The following is a 15,688-nucleotide window of genomic DNA, read 5'->3' on the forward strand; positions in this document are numbered from 1 at the left end:
TGGTGCTTTAAAAGCTAAAGCTATAAAATACCGGGCGTCAGTCAAACTAAGGATCAATCCATCAAAGGCAGCAGACTCTCTATGCTCATCCAATACTGGTCTTTGGTCAGCTGTGCACCTCCTACTACGAAAAGGTCCTGCTCATCCGACTCTTTTTCTACTGCACTGGTACACCCATGCGTGGCGAGACTGGCACGAAACTGCTCCCCATACAGGTCCAGTTCTCTACCCAAATTCCCTCCAAAAACGACCTTAGACGCATTAAACTTCTTGAGCACCGGCGCCAATACCTCTCCCAGATCCTGACCAAACTGCTGGAAGATTTCAGAAACCTGAGCATGGCCGTGGTGCCCGGCATTGATCAGGCTACGGGTATTGATAAACATTTTGCCTCCGCTTTCCTGATAGGCTTTTAGTACACCATTGGCAGAGAAAAAATCCTCCGCTATTCCGTCTTTAAACGGCAGGTTGTACACCACACCACCAGCGGGCACATTGGCACCCTTGAGCACCGGATATCCATTGCTGATAAATCCAGAACCAAAGCCATCTTCGATGATAATGTAGACCACATTGGATGTATCGCGCGCCATACTCTGTCCGCCAATAGCAAATCCTATCGCATCATTTACAAAGCGGACAGGCACTTCATAGTCGAGCCCCAGTCGTTTGACGATTTCGTCTTTTACATTGACCTGGTAGAGCTCGCCAAACTTGGCCTTGGTGCGATAAAGACCTACGCCGTTTGTGTAGTCAAAATTTCCAGGAATGGAGAACCCCACTCCGGCTATGCGGTCGGCACCACTGCGCTCGATGGACTTGCGGATGTTCATGGCCCAAAGGGTACAAATATGCCGTGCGGAGCCATCGGCTCGTACAGAAGACTCTACAAAAGAGCCTGGCACTATCTTGTTGGTACTGAGGTTGACAGCTGCACACTTGATGCCTTTGCCTGCGATGCACACACCTATGGCTACTGAACTGGAGCTATTCATAGCTAAAAAATTGATTAGGATCGATTAAAAAAATAAAGTGGCAACTTGCCTACTGTTTTATGATCAGCTAATCGTTATGGCTAGAGCGAAAATAGTAAATCAGACCGAATTAAAATCACCTGCCAGCTATTTGTTCCTTTTGAGCTTAGCCTCCGGGATACATTAGTGACATTGCACTATCCTTATGGAAATAAACCCACCACTGTTTCAACAGCCTTACCCCAACCTCGCTGCATGAGGTTGGGGTAAGGTCTTATCAAAAGTAGTATCGAGCCAGGAGTTGTAGTCGGTTGTTGGCATAGCTGCCAAAAAGCGACTCTTCCTGCCCACCGGTGAGGTAAGACTTCAGGCTTATGTTTAGCCCTCCCTGCGGCGCATAGGTAAGCTCTGGCATCACCACATAGTGTCCTTCATGAAAGTCATAGATGGCTGTAGTCTCCAGATTTAGCCTGTTGGTAAAATCAATAGCTGCACGCAGCATCAACGCACGCTGAAAAATGTGATTGAAATAAAAGCTACTTACTTCATAGCTGGTAACAATGTGCTGATAGATAAACTGTGCGGTGAGCAACACGTCTACTTCTCCCACTACATCTATCACGTTTTTGTCCAGGCCCGCTACTGCATAGTGATAGGGTGCGCCCATGTACCAATCCTGCCCCTCAGGTGCGCGCTGGTGAATGTAAGCGTATTCGCCTTTGAGCACCAGCCCCCCAACTACTGCGGAAAGGTCCACTCCTACAAGCTGCATTTTGTGGTAGCGCTGCTGTAGCCCCATCTGCAGCGTATCATCCTGCAGCTCGGGGTATTGGTAGAAGTAAGGAATGTCGTCATAGCCATGGTAGTAGTTTACATTGTAATCCACCGCCCCTACATAGCCCCCCAAACGGGTAGCCACCTGAAAGCTACGGATATCGCGGGGTACTGGCTCTGGTGCCAACAACGAATAGCGCACCGGCACCACACCGTCTCCCACAGGTGCCACGCTGGGCTGTGTAGGATACCATCGGGAATCGGCCTGAGGTATGACAGAAGGCTGAAATACTGGCACAAATACCGACTCCACGTAGTGGTTGCCGAGGTAGTACTTCAAACTTGCCGAGTACACCCCAATGGTTTCATCATCAGTATCCAGCATGTCTGAGTAATCCGTAGGGTTGATCACATTTACCGGGCTAAAGCCATCCGTGCTGCCCCAGGTATGAATTTTCTTTCCCAGCACCAGGTCATAGTTTTTAGCTCTGTAAGACAGGTACAGCTCATCTATCCATAGGCGGTTGCGTGCTGGATCGGCCATATCATTGCGAAACTCAATGGCACCGAAATAGCTCAAGGACTTATGACTGCCCTCCAACTCCAACTGAATGATGCCCTGATTTCGAGCGTTTACTTTGCCCGCCTGCTGGTGAAAGTAACTGATGTGATCTAGCTCCGCAAAGCCAGACACCTCCACTTGCTGGTCCGATTGGGCCATGCTCACTCCTCCCCAATAAAGGGAGAGGGCCAGCAGGCCTGCTCTCCTTTTGATACTTGCTAACATATGCTATTGCTTAAATGCAGGTTTAAATGCCACTTTCCAGCGTCCGTTTTGAAAACATGTCCGATCTGAAGTCATTGTTGATCTGGATGGTACTGAAGTGCAGCTCAGTCTTATGATCCTTTTGCAGGTCTGTCATGGACATGGCGTAAGTGCGAAACTTCTCCGTGCCTGCTACCGGACGTATGTCCCCAGCCTCAAAGGTTTTGATGTGCTGCCCTTTCGGACTGTAATAGTCGATTTTCACCATCAGGCTCGAAGCCTTGTCCACATAGATGACGCGCTTGCTGTATCCGGTTTCCTGCTTCTTCTTTGGGGTGGCAGCTATGGCTTCTACTTTATAGGCAGCCTTGCCTGCCACGGTCGCCTCACCGAGGTATTCATAGCTAAAATCGCCAAGATCTTCTTCCTGTAGGTCCTCGTAGGTAAAGTCAGACCCCATAAACTTATCCGTAATATCCGTAGAAGATATGCGTCTGGATCTGCGCAGGATGGGCAGGTATAGCCAGTTGTCATCCTCCCGGTGATCATTCTCTATGGTGAGAAAGGCACTCCCTTCTATGTCTGCCGGACTGGTAAAAACGATGAGTGAGTTACGGTTTTCTCCTTTGCGCTCAATGTACATCTTCAGCAGCCTGTTCATCTTTTTGCCATTGCTACTGATCTGCACCATCTCCATTTCCTGATATTCGTCAGGCAGGTTGGTCTGCTCGTCTACTTTGAGCATGATTTCGCGTCCGATTTGCTGCGCCATAGTGCTCAGCTGCAGGCCTGTGAGTATTACTAAAATTGTGAAAAATCGCATGTCTAAACTGTTTATTTAATGTAGAATTTGTTTTGAAGGGTTGTAGGTAGTGCACCTCACGCCTGTGCCACCATGGGTGCGGTTTTTTTACTGGTTTTAGCCGAAGTGCTAAAGCTGAGCAGCGCAGGAAAGAGCACAAGAGTCCCTATAGCTACGGTGATCATGGTGAAGCTGATCAGCCAGCCAAAATTTTGGATGGGCAAAAAGCCTGAAAACACAAAAACCATGAAGCCAATGAGGTTAGAAAACACATCGTAGAGAATGGCTCTGCCGGCGGTGTTCATGGTCACTTCTGCAGCCATACCTTCAGACTTGCCAGCGGCCAATTCTTGCCGATAGCGCATTAGGTAGTGGATGGCAAAGTCTATACCTATACCTATGCCTATGGCTGTGATCACGGCAGTACCGATTTCTAACCGTATGCCCAAAAAGCCCATCAGACCGAAAGTCATCAGACTAGAGCCGATCATCGGTATAGCACTGATCACCCCGTATTTGAATGAGCGAAATACAATCACACAAAAAGTCATGATGATCACGATGGATAGCAGTATGTTTTGGAGCTTGCCCATCACGATGTATTTGATCTGGGAGAGCCAAAACATCACCTCTCCACCGTAGGCCACTGTGACCTGTGGTGACAGTTGCTCCTGGTTGTAGGCCTTTAGAGATTCGTAAATATAGGTGTGGGTGTTTTGCTCTGACGTAGTGAGCATCATGCGGATTTTGGCCCGCTGGTAGTCCTGATCCACCAGCTGCTCAAATGTCCCCGAAGAACCCGACACAGCATAGAGCAGCAAATACTGCGCGATCTCCTGCGAGGTAGCCGGGATCTCATAGTATGCTTCGTCTCCGCCGTGCAGCTCCTGGTTGATCTTTTTGATCACATCCGTGAAAGACGTCACATACCCCACGCCGCTCAGACTCTGGCCATACTGCTCAAAAGCCACCATCTGCCTTAAAAGCTCAGGATTTTTGAGTCCGTCCGGCTCACCAGTATCAAACATGATATCGATGTATCTGGCACCTCCAAGCTCAGCATTGTAGGTGTCAAAGGTGGTGCGCAGGGTATGTTCTTCCGGGAAAAACTTAATGAAGTCGTTGCCTATCTCGAGTTTATACAGCCCCACTACCGACAAAGCAATGAGCCCAACAAACCCAGCCAGCACCGCACGCTTGTTGTACACAGACACCCGTGTAAGCCCCGACATGAGTCTTGCCAAAAAATCCGAAGACTGTCCTTTGCCGGTAGGTCTGGATGGAAAAAGCGTAAGCAAGCTGGGAAGTAGTACCAGTGAAATGATTACGATATTGACAATGCCTACGGCGGAAATGATGCCAAAGTCCCGAATGGAGGTCACCTTAAACACGATAAGAGTGAGTGCACTTACTGAAGAGGTAAAGCCGGTCATGAGTATAGCCGGGGCTATGCGTTTCAGCATGTTTTTTACAGAAGCCTCCGCATGGTGGTGCGCGCGCTCTTCGTAATACTTAAAGAGGACATGTATACCGTATGAACTGGAAACGGCGATCATGAGTATGGGCACCACTGAAGACACCACCGTGACCGGCAACCCCAGCCAGCCCATGGCGCCCATGGTCCATACGATGCTGAGTACCACCACCAAAAAGGGCAGCAACACCCCATAAAAGCTACGGAAGCACAGCCAGAACCCAGCCAGGATGAGCACCAGTGCCAGTGGCAGCAGCAACCCCAGGTCCTCTTTGATCCCGAGATCTATTTCTTTCTGCTGCACCGGATCACCAGCCAGCAAAATCTGCTCTGGGCCTTCATAGCGGGTTTTCATGTCTACCAGAGCGGCATGTACCTGCTCTTCGCTGTAGCCCTCAGCTATATTGGCTATGATATTGAGCAGCTGACCATTTGCCGACACCAGCACATCCTCCAGCAGTGGGTCACCTTTTACTGCGGCCTTTACCTGCGCCAGATATGCCGGATCTCCGGCCTGGTCTTTAGTGATGTATTCGCCCACCTGCAACCCCCACGCTTCTGCGGTGATGTTGTTAAACGTAGGCAGACTCAAAATCTCATCAGGTAGCACACCATCTATCAGCTTGAGCTCTTCTATGATGGCCAGCGCTTTCTCCATGGTAGCTGGTGTGTACACATCTCCCTCGGGCACCCGGAGCCCCACCATAATGATGTCCTTCTCTCCAAATACCTCTTCCAGGAGGTCATTGGTTTTCACTATTTCATCCGAATCGGGCAGTTCTGAGTCCTGATTGTTTTTGGTTTCTAACCGGGTAGCGCCCATGCCAAAAAACAGCGTGAGTGCCACGATCAGTCCTAAGCCCACAAAAGCTTTTGTTCGCATTTTCATTGTATCTATATGTTTATTGATGGTCTTTGAGAGGGCTGCATGCCATGCATCCCATTTGAAAAAGATGAGCCGTGTGGCTGTGCCCGGACTACTGGCTGGCAGCTCCAACCACAGCACACGACTCCTTCTGGTTTATTTATGCAGCACTGGCTGCAGCTTTATCCACACTGGCTTGATGCTGAGCAGTGAGCTGCTCTATCTTATGCAGTATGCGTTGTTTTCGTTTTTCAAACCTGACTCCTTCGCCTTGAGCATCCCTGGCTGTTTGGAGCAGCTGAAGTGCGCCGGGTTTATTCCCCGTTTTCTCGTATGCCTCTGCCAGCGTGAGCGTAAACTTATTTTGCTCTATGCCATATACCGGAGCATTTTGAAAGGCTACCGAGAGCGCCTCCAGTGCTCGCTGTGGACTACCTCCCAGTAGTCGGGGCATTTTCAGGTAGTACTGCCCCAGTATATAGTGTGCAAAAGCATGCTCAGCATCCAGGGCTATGACCGCCTCTGCCAGGCGTTTTACTTTTGGTATGTACCGAAAAAAGGCCACAGGGGATGTGAGCGCCCGTATGCCCATGAGCCTGGCTTGCTGTACCATGGTGGGGATGTGCCGTGGTGTATTCAAAAAGGAATAGTCAATGGCGTGCTCATAGAGGCCAAAGTCTTCCTTGATGGCCTGGTAATCTCCCGCTTCGAGCACAGCTTCTATGCGCGACTCCACACGCCTGGCCAGCGCCTCGCTGGAAGCAGCCCGATTGCTCATGTGCATGTGCGGCAGGTCATGGGCCAGGCAGAGCTCATGAATGCGGTCTTTGGTATAGGCGGTAAGTGCTTCTAGCGAATGCTGTTTTATAAAATCTACCGCTATGGGTTTACCAATATTTACTGAAGCCCTGACCGGGCTAAAATGAGCCTGATCCCGAGGCATGACCTTGTGGACACCCACCAGCCCTATGGGAATGATGGGCACCTTCATGCGTGCTGCGATCTTGAATGCTCCGGTTTTGAAAGGCAAAAGCTGATCGCCGGGGCCTCTGGTGCCTTCAGGGTAGATCACCAGGATTTTTTTATCCTTTAGTACGGCCATCATGGATTTAAAGGCAGCAATGTCTGGCTTTTCCCGGTCTACCGGTATGCAGTTGGAAGCGCGGTGCCAAAACCGGGACCACCAGTTTTCAAAAGACTCCTTTTTGGTGAGAAAATAGATGGGGTTGTTGTACAGGTGCTTAAACAAAGCACCTACCAGGTAGTGGTCTACAAAGCTGGAGTGGTTGGCCACTACAATAAAAGGGCCTTCATCAGGCAGGTTTTCGATGCCCGTGACAGACTCCAGGTGATTCTTTTTCACCTTGTGGTAGTACCGCACCACTTTAAACCAGTAGACGAGTTCGGTTATAAATTTCATAGTTTCATAGTTTTGGTTAGTAAATGTTAGCCCCGCCAGGCGGCGGGACTATGGTTACCTGTAGCCAGTATCCTTTTAGGCTTCTGAAGCCTGATAGGATCCAAACTCCCCTACTTTTTCCAGTTCTTTGTAGAGCTTCACTTCGTCGAGGTAGGTGCAGTAGCGGATGAGGTTTTCGATGGTGATGTATTTCACCCCCCACTCCTGGGCCATTTCCAGGAGGTCGTCACGTCTGGCCATCTCGCCATCTTCTTTGATCACTTCCACGATCACACCTGCAGGCTTATGTCCGGCCAGTTTGGAGAGCGTCACGGCTGCCTCTGTGTGTCCGTTTCTTTCCAGCACACCTCCGGGTCTGGCTATCAGCGGAAACAGGTGACCCGGAGCCCGGAGTCCTTCCAGGGGAGTCTCTTCATCGAGTATCACTTCTATGGTGCGCGCCCGATCCCAGGCGGAGATCCCGGTGGTCACGCCGTACTCTGGACCTGCGTCTACACTGATGGTAAACGCGGTGCCCATGTGATCGCGGTTTTTGCGTACCATGGGTACCAGCTCATGTTTTTGGGCGATCTCTTCATCTATCGCCAGACACACCAGGCCTTTGCCTTTGGTGATCATAAAATTGATGGCTTCTTTGGTGGCGCATTGTGCCGAGATGATGAGGTCTCCCTCGTTTTCGCGATCTTCATCGTCGGACATTAGCACAAACTTGCCAGCAGCATAATCAGCGATGGCTTCTTCTACTCTTGCTTTCTCTTCTGAGCGAGCATACAAGAGGGTTTCGTTTAGTTGTGAATGGAGCATTGTTGTGGTTTTTTAAATAGTGATTATTAAGTTTTTAGGGCGGCGACTTTCGCCTCCTTTTGATACAATGTTAGCCCTTCCGTCTTTTGGTAAATAATTGAAATTTGCCCTATACGCCTGGTGATTTTTGCAGCAAATGCAAATACTCCCTCATAATGGATTCATAATTATTACTTAGCATTAATTCCTCTTAATTTCCTTTTAAAGGCAAGCATTTCACACTAAATTTCAGGTACATAATGATCCTAATTGAAAATACCGCCCTGATCCAGCCAGCTTTATGAAAAAAGACTACCTATCCGAGCAAATTGATTTTTTTAATGATCTGAAAAGTAACTGCGGCATCCAGTCGTCACTCCCTGCAGTGATTGCAGATATTCTCAACATCAGTATTGATAGCGCCTACCGCCGAATGCGCGGAGAGACCCCACTCATACTGCCAGAAATCACCCGGATATGTGACCACTTCCAAACGTCTTTTTCTTATGGCAATAAAAACGGGGATGTGAATGAGCTGCGATTTTTCTATAAATCGCTGTGCAATGACAAGCAGCCGCTCAAGGATCTGATCTTTTGTCTAAAAGACCTCTACGATAACCTCACGCGCATCCTGCAAAATGAAGAGACCATCCTGTACCTCACGCTCACAGATGTGCATATCATGTATCTGCACAGGTATCGGGAGCTGACCAACTTTAGGATCAAGGTGTGGTTTAAAGAAATGACCGGCCGGGACATCACCCTCAATGAAGGGTATCAGGAAAACTTTGAGGAGCTGCTGGTGATTTTGGAGCAAATCTACACGCTGATAAAGGCCAACCGCCATGTAGAGATCTGGTCTAACCAGTCTATAGACGATCTGCTGGGCAGCATCACTTATCACCATCAGATGGGCGAACTGCTAAGCGAAGATGCGGATCAGCTCTTTGTAGAGCTCAACGCTTTTTTGGCTGACTCCTACGACCGGGCCAATATACAATCGCACTGTGAGATGTATTTTAGTGAAATGGAGCTCTCTAATGGCTATATGATCGCTGAGGGCGGTGCCGAAAAACTGAGTGTCATCAAGATGTTTTCTATCAATAGCATCATCACCTTTGATGAGGTGCTCTATGACGACATCAAACTATGGATCGATCTGATCATAAATAACTCAGTGCTGATCAACCGCTCCAACAGAAAACAACGCCACCTGTATTTTTCTAACCTAATGAACGAGGTAGCAAAATCTCAAAAAGCCCTGGGGCTTTCTGCGGATGCTTCCTAACGCACGCTCTAATAAAACCCAGCTATATCATGATATCTTTTACGAACACGATTGCCATCAGCAAGCCGCTGCATGAGGTATTTGTATTTGTTTCCACCTTTGAGCATATCCCTATGTGGAACTACTATGTGCACAGTGTGGTACCTACCGGAGCTAAGCGCTCTACTGTAGGTGCGCAGTATCATCAGGTGCGCAAAGATGACGAACAGCACTTTGAGGTGGTGGCATTTGGCGAAGACTCGCATTTTCGCATACAAACTTTGCCGGGCTCCAAGCTGCAGTTTGACCGCACCATGGAGTTTAGCACAGAGTGTGGCCAGACCTACATCAAAGATCAGTTTGCGGTGTCTACCGCCTACCCGGCAGTAATGGAGCACCTATTCAGGGCAAAAATCAAAAATGCGGTAAGTGAAAACCTAAACCACCTCAAGACCCTGCTGGAAACGGGCTCCACCACCTTGCAGAATGGCAGGCAGGTACAGCTACACTAAGGTGCAGGACGCTACATTGCCTCCGTCCACCACTCGCTCTTCGGGTACTCCTGCCCCAGGACAAAGCGATCGCCAATCGTAGGCAGGATGTAGGGCAGCTGATGCTGATCGGCAGCTTTGGTGAAGCGCTGGATAGGGTCTACCTATACACATTATGAGTAGCAACAATATACTTAACTCTAGCTTATTGTTGAAAAACTTAAAGTTCTAGCCATTTTTTTTTGGTAAATGAACAAACTATACCTTACTTTGAAATACAAAGTACTTTCTTATGGAGCAATACATAGAGGATCTTAAAGAGATTAAGGACATCATGAATAGATCATCTAGATTCATTTCGCTGAGCGGGTGGTCTGGAGTCTCTGCTGGAGTAACAGCCCTTGTGGGGGCCTATTTCGCCTATCAAACAGTCTACACTAATCAGAATTACCTTGGATATCGACAAGCACAACTGTCACCTGAGAATTTGGTATGGTTGATTGGTATCGCAATTACTACTCTAATAATCGCAATAGGGTCTGGAGTATTCTTCACTACCCAGGTTTCAAAGAAGAATAATCAGCCACTATGGGATAGTCAGACCAAACGACTATTAATTAATCTAAGCATACCTTTAATTACCGGAGGGATGGCTTGTCTGATTCTTTTATCAAAGGGTTTTGTAGGAATCATTGCCCCCTTGACACTCGTATTTTATGGCTTAGCCTTGGTCAACGCGAGCAAGTACACACTTCAAGAAATAAGAAGCCTAGGCATCACTGAAATTATTCTTGGATTAATTGCAATGCACTTTATTGGTTTTGGCTTACTGTTTTGGTCAATCGGATTTGGTTTATTGCATATTGGTTATGGTATTTTCATGCAAATCAAATATCGACCTTGAAGCATATTCTAGACAACTTGGATAAAGCCTTTGAAAACAGAGTAAGGCTTGGAATCATGTCTGCACTCATGGTTAATGACTCAGTGGAATTTAAGTCTCTTAAGCACTTACTGAAAGTCACTGACGGCAACCTGGCAAGCCATCTCAAAGCTTTGGAAAAAGTCAATTATATAGCTGTGACAAAAGAATTTCTTGACCGAAAACCTAACACCAAATACTCAGCAACAGACTCAGGACGCAAAGCTTTTAAAAAGCATATTGAAGCAATAGAAAACTTATTGAAATAAAAAATTTTTACATCTACACTTTGTATTTCAAAGTACTTTCAAAAACCATTACAATGGAAAATAAAAATAAGCCTATGCAAACTGTTGGTACAATTTTCAAGAATTCGATCACTCTTAAATTAATTACAGTGACAATCTTGATGCTCTTATTACTTATCCCTACTTCGATGATAAAATCTATCATCACTGAAAGAGAGGAACTAAACCAAGCTGCAACTGAAGAAGTAAGCTCTAAATGGGCCAATGAACAGCTCTTAAATGGCCCAATTTTATCCATACCATTACACTATGAATATCAGACTAATGGGGAAAAGAAATCGGCAATTAAAATGTTAAACATTTTACCAGATGAATTAAATATTAATGGAATAGTTAACCCTCAAAATCTAAAAAGAGGTATTTATAAAATAATTGTCTATCAGTCAGAAATAAACATTTCAGGACAGTTTAGGATTACCGGTGATTTTGACGTTAAGGGCTTAACCGAAATACAATATGACAAAGCTTTCATTTCAATGGGTATTTCAGACCTTCGGGGAATTAAGAGTCAATTAAACCTAAATTGGGATTCCAAAGAATTGGAAGTAATTCCTGGCTCCAAGATACCTGATCTCATCTCCTCTGGAGTAACTTTCGCTATACCAGATTTAAAAGAAAAAGCCAATAAACCCATTCCATTTAGCTTAAAACTCAACCTACAAGGGAGTAAAAATTTATCATTTGTTCCTATCGGAAATCACACAAAAGTGAACATAAGTTCTAATTGGAACTCACCTTCATTTGACGGAAGTTTTTTACCTGACAGTAGATCTATAAGCGAAACCGGTTTTGATGCTGAATGGACAATACTACAATTAAACAGAAATTATCCGCAACAATGGATTGGACAAGGTTATCCGAAACAAATGAATAGTTCTTCATTTGGTATCAACTTCCTTAAGCCTCTTGATGATTATCAAAAATCTTTTCGTTCAGCGAAATACGCAGCGATGACAATTGCTTTGACATTCTTAATATTTTTTCTAGTTGAGGTGTTGAACAAACGAAAAATACACCCTTTTCAATATGGGCTCGTAGGCCTGGCTTTATGCCTTTTTTACATATTGCTCGTATCCATTTCCGAACATTCCAGTTTTAATTTTGCCTATGCGGTTTCAGCTCTTAGTGTAATTGTCATGATTGCACTCTATTCGCGTAATGTATTCAAAAAAATGAAACTGTCGATGGTTTTGGCAGCGACATTAATCGCAATTTACGGGTTTCTTTTCGTCACGCTTCAACTGTCAGATTATGCATTACTCCTTGGAAGTGTAGGCTTAATGGTAATTTTAGGCTTAACCATGTACTTCACCAGAAAAATCGATTGGTATGAGGTTACAATGGACTAGATTAATTCTAGCATTCGCTTCGCTCTTGAAGTGAAGTAGTCTATTCAATAACGAAGTGAATGCTATTAAAACCTACATTGCCTGCGTCCACCACTCGCTCTTCGGGTACTCCTGCCCCAGGACAAAGCGATCGCCAATGGTAGGTAGGATGTATGGCAGCTGATGCTGATCGGCAGCTTTGGTGAAGCGCTGGATAGGGTCTACCCAGCTATGAGGTGCCAGGCGAAACGCCCCCCAGTGGATGGGCATGGCCAGGCGGGCATTCACATCCAGTCCGGCTTGCACACTCTCCTCTGGCATCATGTGGATGTTGCTCCAGGCCTCATTGTACTGCCCACACTCGAGCATGGCAAAGTCAAAAGGACCGTACTTTAACCCAATCTCAGAGAAATGTGCACCGTAGCCTCCATCGCCACTAAAGTAGATTTTTTCCTTTTCGGTAAGAATCACCCAGCTGGCCCACTGTGTGGCGTCACGGTCGGTGAGGCCCCTGCCGGAAAAATGCCGCGATGGACATGCTACATAGTGGATGGCTCCCACGGAGGTCTCCTGCCACCAGTCCAGCTCGGTAATGCGGTCTGCAGGCACTCCCCAGCTTTTGAGGTGGGAGCCTATGCCCAGCGGAGTGATGAATCGCCCTACCTGGTCTTTGAGTAGCTTGATGGTGGGATAGTCCAGGTGGTCGTAGTGGTCGTGAGAGATGATCACTACGTCTATGTCTTGAAGCTCCTCTAGCGGAATGGGCGTTGCATAAGTAAACCTTTTGGTGCCAAAGGATGTGGGGGATGCTACTTTGCCCAGCATGGGATCTATAAGTATGCGCTGACCGCTGGTCTCTAGCAAAAATGCCGAGTGCCCATACCACGTGACATAGGTAAGGCTATCCACTGTGGGGCTTTCCTTTTCGAACGCTACAGGAATGGGGCGGGCGGGGTTGCGCCCACCGTCTTTAAACATCTCCGGGGTGGCTTTGAGCGCATCCCAGATTTCGCCGGTGCTGGTTTCTATCAGGTTTACAAAGCCCTTAGTTCCATAGTTTGGGGATTGCTTTATACGTGTCAGGTCCTCCCCTTTTGGCGGCTGCCCAAACTCCGGGCTTACGCTAACAAAAATAAACGTGCCGGCGATGAGCATAGTGAGTAGAGCAACAATGGTAATGGCGGTCCACATAATTGTTTTAGAAATGATTTTGAGCATGGGTTTGTGAAAAGTAGCTGTATTTGTGGTGGAGTAGCCCACCTACAGGTTGATGTTCTGTAGTTCTACGGTATTCATCAGATGAGGTTGGGGTCTATATGCTGACTTTTTTATCGGTTTGGTATGGTGGGGATCCGATTAATTTCGTGTTGGCACTCGATTTCTTAATTTTCAAATAATAACAGATATCCTACTTTTGGAAGCAAATTATCTACCGCCATGGCAGTGTAGACTTTTAACATAATGTGCAAGGCAAACCAAAGCTCAGCTTCTACCTGATAAATCACCCATATGCTCAAAACATTTATATTTCTAGCAGTATTTCTGTACACCTCGCAATTTGTGTTCGCTCAAGAAACTCTGCTTGGCCGAATTTTGGATGGCAAAAGCCGGAAACCATTAGAGGGTGTAACGGTGGCTACCGCTGATACTACTGTTACTTCTAATAACCTGGGGTTTTTCCAGATACCGGTAAAACCTGGAGCACAGCTGTCAATTCAAAAACCGGGCTTTGTAAATGCGCAATACAAGGTCGCTGAACAGCTAAACATCTTAGTGGTTTTGCAACCACAATTGGAGCAACCTGAATATCGGTCAGGAGAGGAAGCTTTTTATAAACATTTAGCAGAAGGCATCAATTACCCTGATATGGCTCGTAGGATGGGTATAGAAGGGACATTTTTTGCCGCATTCAAAATAGATACTGTAGGCAAAGTCTCAGATATAGAAATTCTAGGAAGTATTATGCCTGAATTTGACCAGGAGATTGTGCGGTTGCTATCAAGTTTGCCAGATGACTGGACCCCGGCAAAGGAACCTTACCAAATGGTGCTGCCAGTAACCTATAAATTAGGTCGAGAACCTAGAACTTTTTCGCATGACGTAAACCTGGAAGGAAAACATGTGATAACACCATTAGTGATTTCGGCTCTGGGAGCGGGGTCTGATGAGAAACCCTCTGACCTAAATGAAGGTATGATGAGTTTTAAAAATCAACTACTGGATGAGGTTCCTTATGACCTCTTTAGACAGGATCAGCTAACAGTTCTAGATCTAGAAAACAATAGACTGAGCACTCTGCCTCAATTTATGCCTGAGTTTGAGCATCTGAGAAACCTCAATTTATCTAGAAATTTTTTTCGAAAATTGCCCCCAGTCCTTTTCGAGATAAGTTCACTAGAAATACTCGACCTAAGCAAGAACAGGCTTTTGGTATTGCCTGATGAAGTAGGGAACTTGTCTAGTTTGAAAATTTTAAAACTTAATAAAAATGATTTGACATCCTTACCTGAAAGTTTAGCATATCTCAAGCAACTGGAACGTCTAGAAATCAAAAAAAACGACCTGCCTGAAGAGTTGATCCTGGCATGGCAAAGCCGGTTACCTCACGTGGAGATTATCTATTGAGCAATTGATTATGGAATAATATCAGCCTTACTTTAGGGTTTGCACTCGTGCAATCGACCTTAACACTCATGCAATTGACTTTGACACCCGTGCATTAAGGTTTTACACCCATGCATTGAGGTTTTACACTCGTGCATTAAGGTATTACACCCGTGCAATTGAGTTTTACATTCATGCAATTGACTTTTACATCCGTGCAATTGGCTTTTACACCCGTGCAATCAACCCTTACACCCGTGCAATTGAGTTTTACACTGGTGCAATTGGGTTTTACACCCATGCAATCGACTTTTACACTGGTGCAATTGACTTTTACATCCGTGCAATCGGCTTTTACACCCGTGCAATTGACTTTAACACCCGTGCAATTGAGTTTTACACCCGTGCATGGACCCGTCCTAAAATTACTTGACAGGTTTTTACTTAATGCTAATAATGGTTTACACTAATAAGTGATAATCCTAATTGCACTTTACCTGGATTTCATTAATCCCAGATGAAGTATACAGGCCAGGGTTTGGTCCTGCTTTGGCTTTACGGTTTAACTGGTAGTACTAAATCTTCTTTACGTGCTAATAGTCCTTGTAGCCATTGGCTGGTCTGTTGTGATGCAAGAAAATCAGCCAGGCTGCCCATCAGCCAGGCTACCCATCAGCTAGGCTGCCCAGGGGTCAAAGACTCCTTTCATATGCTCTTGACTTTGGATGATGAGTACTTTTTGTACTGGCTGGCCATCAGATCTGGAGGTTTCTACAATGGGTGCAAATCCGTACTCGTAAGAAAAATAGTAGGTAAGCTGGTGGGATTGGTAAATGGATGAGAAATACTGAAAAGAAAAACCGTGCTCCAGTAGTCGTGATTTTCTCACCGTGGCTTTTCCATCAGGACA

13 protein-coding genes and 1 pseudogene are annotated in these 15,688 nt (G+C 46.2%); 6 read left to right on the forward strand and 8 right to left on the reverse strand.

All coding sequences use genetic code 11. From position 1 onward, the window contains the following. Window positions 1-53 precede the first annotated feature (53 nt). The 6 genes from C7460_RS20760 to ribB all read right to left on the reverse strand — a co-directional run bounded on the left by C7460_RS20760 (window position 54) and on the right by ribB (window position 7,879). Window positions 54-995: an ROK family protein gene (locus C7460_RS20760; RefSeq protein ID WP_115870063.1), complete on the reverse strand. Its 942-nt coding sequence runs from the start codon at window positions 993-995 to the stop codon at window positions 54-56. A 256-nt stretch (window positions 996-1,251) separates the two neighbouring features. Then, complete coding sequence (locus C7460_RS20765; RefSeq protein ID WP_115870064.1) at window positions 1,252-2,535, reverse strand: hypothetical protein; 1,284 nt, start codon at window positions 2,533-2,535, stop codon at window positions 1,252-1,254. Between the two features lie 22 nt (window positions 2,536-2,557). Then, window positions 2,558-3,337 (reverse strand): outer membrane lipoprotein-sorting protein, encoded by a 780-nt coding sequence (locus C7460_RS20770; protein WP_115870065.1) that lies wholly within the window; start codon window positions 3,335-3,337, stop codon window positions 2,558-2,560. Between the two features lie 56 nt (window positions 3,338-3,393). Next, the gene (locus C7460_RS20775) at window positions 3,394-5,679 is read right to left on the reverse strand and encodes an efflux RND transporter permease subunit (protein ID WP_147303039.1); all 2,286 of its coding nucleotides are present in this window, start codon (window positions 5,677-5,679) and stop codon (window positions 3,394-3,396) included. Window positions 5,680-5,815: 136 nt separating this feature from the next. Further along, on the reverse strand, window positions 5,816-7,075 hold the full coding sequence (locus C7460_RS20780; protein WP_115870067.1) for a lysophospholipid acyltransferase family protein: 1,260 nt from the start codon (window positions 7,073-7,075) through the stop codon (window positions 5,816-5,818). A gap of 75 nt (window positions 7,076-7,150) precedes the next feature. Next, entirely contained in the window at window positions 7,151-7,879 is a 729-nt protein-coding gene (ribB, locus tag C7460_RS20785; RefSeq protein ID WP_115870068.1) for a 3,4-dihydroxy-2-butanone-4-phosphate synthase, read from the reverse strand. A 280-nt stretch (window positions 7,880-8,159) separates the two neighbouring features. Between ribB and C7460_RS20790 the strand changes: the two genes are divergently transcribed. The 5 genes from C7460_RS20790 to creD all read left to right on the forward strand — a co-directional run bounded on the left by C7460_RS20790 (window position 8,160) and on the right by creD (window position 12,195). Continuing rightward, entirely contained in the window at window positions 8,160-9,146 is a 987-nt protein-coding gene (locus C7460_RS20790) for a helix-turn-helix domain-containing protein (RefSeq protein WP_115870069.1), read from the forward strand. A gap of 29 nt (window positions 9,147-9,175) precedes the next feature. Further along, on the forward strand, window positions 9,176-9,637 hold the full coding sequence (locus C7460_RS20795; protein ID WP_115870070.1) for an SRPBCC family protein: 462 nt from the start codon (window positions 9,176-9,178) through the stop codon (window positions 9,635-9,637). Window positions 9,638-9,908: 271 nt separating this feature from the next. Further along, window positions 9,909-10,520: a hypothetical protein gene (locus C7460_RS20800; protein WP_115870071.1), complete on the forward strand. Its 612-nt coding sequence runs from the start codon at window positions 9,909-9,911 to the stop codon at window positions 10,518-10,520. A gap of 17 nt (window positions 10,521-10,537) precedes the next feature. Beyond that, complete coding sequence (locus tag C7460_RS20805) at window positions 10,538-10,807, forward strand: winged helix-turn-helix domain-containing protein (protein WP_394340440.1); 270 nt, start codon at window positions 10,538-10,540, stop codon at window positions 10,805-10,807. A gap of 53 nt (window positions 10,808-10,860) precedes the next feature. Beyond that, window positions 10,861-12,195 (forward strand): cell envelope integrity protein CreD, encoded by a 1,335-nt coding sequence (gene creD, locus C7460_RS20810; protein ID WP_115870073.1) that lies wholly within the window; start codon window positions 10,861-10,863, stop codon window positions 12,193-12,195. A gap of 72 nt (window positions 12,196-12,267) precedes the next feature. Here the strand turns inward: creD and C7460_RS20815 are convergent, their stop codons facing one another. Beyond that, a complete protein-coding gene (locus tag C7460_RS20815; RefSeq protein ID WP_115870074.1) occupies window positions 12,268-13,392 on the reverse strand; it encodes an MBL fold metallo-hydrolase in 1,125 nt (374 codons plus the stop codon). 291 nt (window positions 13,393-13,683) lie between these two features. Between C7460_RS20815 and C7460_RS20820 the strand changes: the two genes are divergently transcribed. Then, window positions 13,684-14,799 carry an energy transducer TonB gene (locus C7460_RS20820; RefSeq protein WP_115870075.1) on the forward strand — a complete coding sequence of 372 codons (1,116 nt, stop codon included), beginning with the start codon at window positions 13,684-13,686 and terminating at the stop codon, window positions 14,797-14,799. 655 nt (window positions 14,800-15,454) lie between these two features. Here the strand turns inward: C7460_RS20820 and C7460_RS23895 are convergent. Continuing rightward, window positions 15,455-15,688, reverse strand: a pseudogene (locus tag C7460_RS23895) (hypothetical protein); the annotation flags it as partial.

The sequence above is a fragment of the Marinoscillum furvescens DSM 4134 genome (genome assembly GCF_003386095.1).
Classification (GTDB): domain Bacteria; phylum Bacteroidota; class Bacteroidia; order Cytophagales; family Cyclobacteriaceae; genus Marinoscillum; species Marinoscillum furvescens.